At 68.4% G+C, this 6,358-nt stretch carries 5 protein-coding genes; 3 read left to right on the forward strand and 2 right to left on the reverse strand.

From position 1 onward, the window contains the following. Positions 1–8 precede the first annotated feature (8 nt). Positions 9–1,346, reverse strand: coding sequence for an MATE family efflux transporter (locus ACFVXC_RS08405; RefSeq protein WP_389902775.1), 1,338 nt, complete (start codon positions 1,344–1,346; stop codon positions 9–11). 460 nt (positions 1,347–1,806) lie between these two features. Between ACFVXC_RS08405 and dnaB the strand changes: the two genes are divergently transcribed. Then, a complete protein-coding gene (gene dnaB / locus ACFVXC_RS08410) occupies positions 1,807–3,285 on the forward strand; it encodes a replicative DNA helicase (protein ID WP_389902777.1) in 1,479 nt (492 codons plus the stop codon). 29 nt (positions 3,286–3,314) lie between these two features. Here dnaB and ACFVXC_RS08415 read toward each other — a convergent pair whose 3' ends face one another. Next, on the reverse strand, positions 3,315–3,950 hold the full coding sequence (locus ACFVXC_RS08415; RefSeq protein ID WP_389902779.1) for a CGNR zinc finger domain-containing protein: 636 nt from the start codon (positions 3,948–3,950) through the stop codon (positions 3,315–3,317). Between the two features lie 93 nt (positions 3,951–4,043). Between ACFVXC_RS08415 and ACFVXC_RS08420 the strand changes: the two genes are divergently transcribed. Further along, positions 4,044–4,748, forward strand: a complete 705-nt coding sequence (locus ACFVXC_RS08420) for a haloacid dehalogenase type II (protein ID WP_389902780.1) — start codon at positions 4,044–4,046, stop codon at positions 4,746–4,748. Positions 4,749–4,839: 91 nt separating this feature from the next. Beyond that, positions 4,840–6,222, forward strand: coding sequence for a serine hydrolase domain-containing protein (locus tag ACFVXC_RS08425; RefSeq protein WP_389902782.1), 1,383 nt, complete (start codon positions 4,840–4,842; stop codon positions 6,220–6,222). Positions 6,223–6,358 lie beyond the last annotated feature (136 nt).

Below are 6,358 nucleotides of genomic sequence, written 5' to 3' on the forward strand. Positions count from 1 at the left end.
GTCCGGGATCAGCGGGTGGCACCGGTGACGATCCAGTGTCCGGACCGCGTGCGCAGCCACAGGGTCACCATGCGGACCGTCATCATCAGCGTCATCGCTCCCCAGACGGCGGTCAGCCCGCCGCCGAGGGTGGGGACGAGCAGTGCCACCGGAGCGAAGACCGCCAATGTGGCCAGCATCGCCCGGGCCAGATACGGGCCGTCACCCGCGCCCATCAGCACGCCGTCGAGGACGTAGACGATGCCGCAGACCGGCTGAGCGACGGCCACCACCACGAGGGCGGGCAGGGCGGCGTCCTGGACGACCGAGTCACTGGAGAAGAGCGGGATGAACAGCGGCCGGGCGAGGACGACCAGCACGCCGAGCAGGACCCCTGAGCCGATGCCCCACTGCACCATGCGGCGGCAGGCGTCACGCGCACCCTGGGGATCGTTCGCGCCCAGATAGCGGCCGATGATCGCCTGGCCGGCGATGGCGATGGCGTCGAGCGCGAAGGCCAGCAGGCTCCACAGGGAGAGAATGATCTGATGGGCGGCCACGTCGGCGTCCCCGAGTCGTGCGGCCACCGCGGTCGCGATCATCAGGATCGCCCGCAGCGAGAGCGTACGGACGAGGAGCGGTGCGCCTGCTTGTGCGCAGGCTCTGATGCCGGCCGCGTCGGGGCGCAATGAAGCGCCGTGGCGTCTGGCTCCGCGTACAACGACGAAGAGGTACACGGCGGCCATGGCCCATTGGGCGATGACGGTTCCCCAGGCGGAGCCTGCGATGCCCAGACCGGCGCCGTAGACGAGACCGACGTTGAGGACGCCGTTGGCGACGAAGCCGCCGATCGCCACGTACAGCGGAGTCTTCGTGTCCTGCAGCCCACGTAGGACACCGGTGGAGGCGAGCACGATGAGCATGGCGGGGATGCCGAGCGAGGAGATGCGGAGATACGTGATCGCGTACGGGGCCGCGGTGTCCGATGCGCCGAAGAGATCCACGAGCGCGGGTGCGGTGGGCAGGACCACGGCGATGACGGCGGCCCCGAGCAGGGAGGCGAGCCAGATGCCGTCCATGCCCTGGCGGATGGCGGACTGGAGATCTCCCGCGCCCACCCTGCGGGCGACGGCGGCCGTGGTCGCGTAGGCAAGGAAGACGAAGACGCTCACGGCGGTGGTGAGGAGTGCCGAGGCGACGCCGAGACCGGCCAGTTGCGCGGTGCCGAGGTGGCCCACGATGGCACTGTCGGCCATCACGAAAAGCGGCTCGGCGACGAGTGCGCCGAAGGCGGGAACGGCGAGTGCGATGATCTCTCGGTCATGCTTTCGCCGAGCGGCCTTGGTCGCCGCGGGAGCCTGTGTCATGGACACCAATCTAATCTTCCACAGGTAAGAGATGCAAAGCTCGTAAGACCCTTACTAGGTCTCGAGTGGGACACTCTTCGAAACGCCGTTTGGCACGATCTTGGTCCGACTGGGGAAGTTTTTCTTCTGCACAGCCGGTGGATGGGAAAGTGCCAGGTCAGCGGGGGTTTATGGAGAAGGCTGAGTGCTTGTTCACAGGCCTGTCCACCGAGCCGTGCACAGGTTTGGCGGGGTTCTCCACAGCAACGCGCCCGTCATCCACACCGCCTGTGGATAACCAGATTGGCTGACGGTGGCCACGGGCCTACCGTGGTGCGGCGCCCCCCTCGTGATCCGACCTCGGAAAGCCTGCAAAACCGACGCGTCAGAACCGGAGTTGGGCCGCTCATTTGTCAGTGTCGTGCCGTAAGAAAGAAGGGCACGGCGAGGTCCGCTCGGCGGACGTGAGGGAGGTGGCCCGGTGAGTATTTCCGAGCCCTTGGACGACCCCTGGGCCGACAGCGGTCCCAGTGACCGTCTGCCAGCCTCTCGTCAGCGCCGCGACGGAGGCAGGAGCCGCGACGAGCAGCACGATCGCGGCCGTGAAGGCGGTGGCTGGGACGGCGGTGGCACCGCCTTCGAGCGCGTACCGCCGCAGGATCTCGATGCCGAGCAGTCCGTGCTCGGCGGCATGCTGCTCTCCAAGGACGCCATCGCCGATGTCGTCGAGGTGCTCAAAGGCCACGACTTCTACCGGCCCGCGCACGAGACGATCTACACGGCGATCCTCGACCTGTACGCCAAGGGTGAACCGGCCGACCCGATCACCGCGGCGGCCGAGCTCACCAAGCGCGGCGAGATCACCAAGGTCGGCGGGGCCTCGTATCTGCACACGCTGGTGCAGACGGTGCCGACGGCGGCGAACGCCGAGTACTACGCCGAGATCGTCCACGAGCGGGCGGTCCTGCGTCGCCTCGTCGAGGCGGGTACGCGCATCACACAGATGGGATACGCGGCCGACGGCGACGTCGACGAGATCGTCAACAGCGCCCAGGCCGAGATCTACGCGGTCACCGAGCAGCGCACCAGCGAGGACTATCTGCCGCTCGGCGACATCATGGAGGGCGCGCTCGACGAGATCGAGGCGATCGGTTCGCGAAGCGGCGAGATGACCGGTGTGCCGACGGGCTTCACCGACTTCGACTCGCTGACGAACGGCCTGCACCCCGGCCAGATGATCGTCATCGCCGCGCGTCCCGCCATGGGTAAGTCGACGCTGGCACTCGACTTCGCGCGCGCCGCCTCCATCAAGCACAACCTGCCCAGCGTCATCTTCTCCCTGGAGATGGGGCGCAACGAGATCGCGATGCGCCTGCTGTCCGCGGAGGCGCGGGTGGCACTGCACCACATGCGCTCCGGCACGATGACGGACGAGGACTGGACGCGTCTCGCGCGCCGGATGCCCGAGGTCTCCGCGGCTCCTCTCTACATCGACGACTCCCCGAACCTGTCGATGATGGAGATCCGCGCGAAGTGCCGCCGTCTCAAGCAGCGCGCGGACATCAAGATGGTGATCATCGACTATCTGCAGCTGATGCAGTCCGGTGGTTCCAAGCGTGCCGAGAGCCGCCAGCAGGAAGTCTCGGACATGTCGCGAAACCTGAAGCTGCTCGCCAAGGAGCTCGAAGTCCCGGTCATCGCGCTCTCGCAGCTGAACCGTGGCCCAGAGCAGCGCACGGACAAGAAGCCCCAGGTCTCCGACCTGCGTGAATCCGGCTCCATCGAGCAGGACGCTGACATGGTGATCCTGCTGCACCGCGAGGACGCGTACGAGAAGGAGTCCCCGCGCGCGGGCGAGGCGGACATCATCGTGGGCAAGCACCGTAACGGCCCGACGGCGACGATCACGGTCGCCTTCCAGGGGCACTACTCGCGCTTTGTGGACATGGCGCAGACGTAGCAGGGGGCATCGCCCGGGTCGGGGTTACGTCATGGACGGCCCCGGGGCGTCGGTACCTGGCCTCTCTTGGGATCGTGCCCCTGCGCGGCGGCCTGCCTGCGGGCTCGATAGGCCGAGGCTTTTACGCGATTGCCGCAACTCTCCATGCCGCACCAGGTGCGGCGTGCGCCTCGTGAGCGGTCCAGGTAGAGGCGCGTGCAGCCCGCACGTCCGCACTCCTTCAAGCACGTGTGCAGGTCGGCCAGCATGGCGATCCCGCTGCGCGCGACGTGGGCCTGTGTCGTGCGGAGATCGCCTGACAGACGCAAGCCGTCGTCGCTGAGTTCGATCGTGGGTACCGGCCCGGCGGCGGCTGCGTTGACGGTATCCAGGTCCGCCGAAGTGAATCGACGATTCCGCATGCGATCAAGCGCCAGTTGATAGATCGCCTCACGGAGTTCCAGCACTGCTGTGAAGGCCGCGGCGTCGACGGTCACCTGGTCGGGCAGCTCGTCGCATGCGCGGACCCACTCCTCTAGATCGGCTGGGGCCATCAGCAGGTCGACAGGCTTGTCCCGACGGGACTCCACGGTACCGACGAGGTCCAGAGCCGGGTTGCCACTCACGAATGCGAACTTCACGTCACCATCTTGACCGGTGACGGTAAATGGCGCAACGATCGTCACTGGCTAAACCGGTGACGCGATGGATCGGTGTCGTGCGGGACTGGCGACGTGAGGGACCGGTAGCGCGTCCGACGACCATGATCAGGAGGCTGGATGCCCGAGGTACGCCACATCGAGGCCGTCGTTTTCGACGTCCTCGGAACGATGGTCGACGAACCAGGTGGACTGCGGGCGGCGATTCGCGACGCGGTTTCCGTGTCCGACGGTGTCCCCGACGACGCGTCGGTCGACGACCTGCTCACCGTCTGGCAGGAGCATGTTGCGTTCGAGCAGCAACGTATCGAAGAGGGAAGCCGGGCATACGCCAACACCGAGGTCATCGACCGCGAGGCGGCCCACCGTGTAGCGGACCGTATCGGGCTCACCGACCCGGCGGTCGTCGAGCGTCTGGCCACGGCCGGTCATCGCCTCTCGCCCTGGGACGACTCCCTGGCGGCACTCACGCGCCTCGCCGGGCGATTCCCGGTCCTCGCGCTTTCCCACGCCAGTCGCGCGGCCCTGCTCCGTCTCAACGCAAACGCTGGGCTGCGCTGGCATCAGGTCCTGTCCGCTGAGAATGCCCGGGCCTTCAAGCCCGCGCCGGAGGTCTACGGCCTCGCGCTGGACGCGGCAGGATGCCGGGCAGAGCGTGTGCTGATGGTCGCCGCCCACGCCTGGGACCTTCGCGGAGCTCAGGCGGTGGGAATGCGCACTGCCCACGTTCATCGACCAGGCGGAGATCCTCCGAGGTCCTCCGACACCTTCGATTGGCGGACCAACGGCCTGGATGAGTTGGCGACCGTGCTGACGGCGGGGTAGAGGCGCCGGGTTGGTCGTGGGTACGCGTTCCGCGTAGCGCGGTAGGCGGAATTCGCTCGACGCACGACTTCTTCACGGGTGGACTGGAGCCATGACATCACCCCGTGAAGAGCTCTTGCCCACCACCCGCCGAGCCCTGCTGCACCGCGTCGCCACCGCTCAGGCGGAGGGGCGGGCGCCCTCGCTCGTCGCCTCGGTGCTCAGGGACGGGGAGTTGGTGTGGACAGAGGGGCGCACCTGCGTCGACGGGCACGCACCGGACGAGAACGTTCAGTACCGCATCGGCTCGATCACCAAGACCTTCACCGCCGTGCTGGTGATGCGGCTGCGCGACGAGGGCGCCCTCGACCTCGCCGACCCTCTGGAGAAGCACCTTTCGGGCACGGCCGCGGGAGACGTCACCATCGCGGAACTCCTCGCGCACACCAGTGGGCTGGCAGCGGAGACCCCCGGAGAGTGGTGGGAGCGTACGCCCGCGTCGCAGCGCCCCGAGCTCGGTGACGTACTCGGTGAGCAGCCCTTCAAGCACCCCACCGGTCGCCGCTTCCACTACTCCAACCCCGGCTATACGTTGCTCGGTTCGCTGATCGAGAAGCTGCGGGGCGACTCGTGGGAAGCCGTGCTGAGCCGCGAAATCTTGGAGCCGCTTGGCTTGGACCGTACGAGTGCGCAGCCGAAGGCACCGCACGCGGGTGGCTGGGCCGTCCATCCGTGGGCGGACGTGATGATGCCCGAACCAGCGGAGGACCTGGGCCTCATGGCTCCGGCCGGCCAGCTGTGGTCCACGACGTCGGATCTGGCGCGCTTCGCCGCCTTCCTCCTGGAGGGCGACGATCGGGTTCTGTCCGCGGATTCGGTACGGGAGATGCGGGCGCCTGCGTCGCCCGCGCAACCGGGGGACTGGAACGTGACGTACGGCCTGGGAACGCAGCTGATCCGTGGCGACGAGCGCACCCTGTTCGGGCACGGGGGGTCGTTGCCGGGCTTCATGGCCGGGCTGTGGGCGAGTGAGGAGGACGGCCTGGTCGCGGTCACGCTGACCAACTGCACCTCCGGGCCTGCCGTGACGGCGTTGGCCTTCGACCTGCTGAAGATCGTGGCCGATGCCGAGCCGCGCATCCCCGAGGCGTGGCGGCCCCTGCCCGAGCTGGACGGTGCTCTGCTGGAGCTTGCGGGGCCCTGGTACTGGGGGACGAACACCTTCGTGCTGCGGCCGCAGGCCGGCGAGGCGGTCGAGTTGTCGCCCCTTGCTGGTGGTGGCCGCGGGTCGCGGTTCCGGCCGAACGGTGACGGTACGTGGACGGGGCTCGACGGCTACTTCGCCGGTGAGGTTCTGCGGGCGGTACGGCGGCCCGATGGGGCGGTGAGCCATCTCGACCTGGGGTCGTTCTTCTTCACCCGGGAGCCGTACGACGCGGGGACTCCCGTGCCGGGCGGAGTGGACCCGGAGGGGTGGCGCGGGCTATCCCTCTGAGTGCCCTCAAGGACCTGGTGGGGGGGGGGGGGTGGGGGGGGGGGCCCCCCCCCCCCGCGGGGGGGGGGGGGGGGGGGCCCCAGCGCCCCCCCCCGCAAACCGGCCCAAAAAGCACCCCAACCCAGCCGGGGGAGAC

The organism is Streptomyces sp. NPDC058257, assembly GCF_042881845.1.
In the GTDB taxonomy this organism is placed as follows: Bacteria; Actinomycetota; Actinomycetes; order Streptomycetales; family Streptomycetaceae; genus Streptomyces.

What these genes read in the sequence shown, in the direction of transcription:
- ACFVXC_RS08405 (WP_389902775.1), bottom strand. Translation starts at nt 1,346, where the DNA reads ATGACACAGGCTCCCGCGGCGACCAAGGCCGCTCGGCGAAAGCATGAC.
- ACFVXC_RS08425 (WP_389902782.1), top strand. Translation starts at nt 4,840, where the DNA reads ATGACATCACCCCGTGAAGAGCTCTTGCCCACCACCCGCCGAGCCCTG.
- ACFVXC_RS08420 (WP_389902780.1), top strand. Translation starts at nt 4,044, where the DNA reads ATGCCCGAGGTACGCCACATCGAGGCCGTCGTTTTCGACGTCCTCGGA.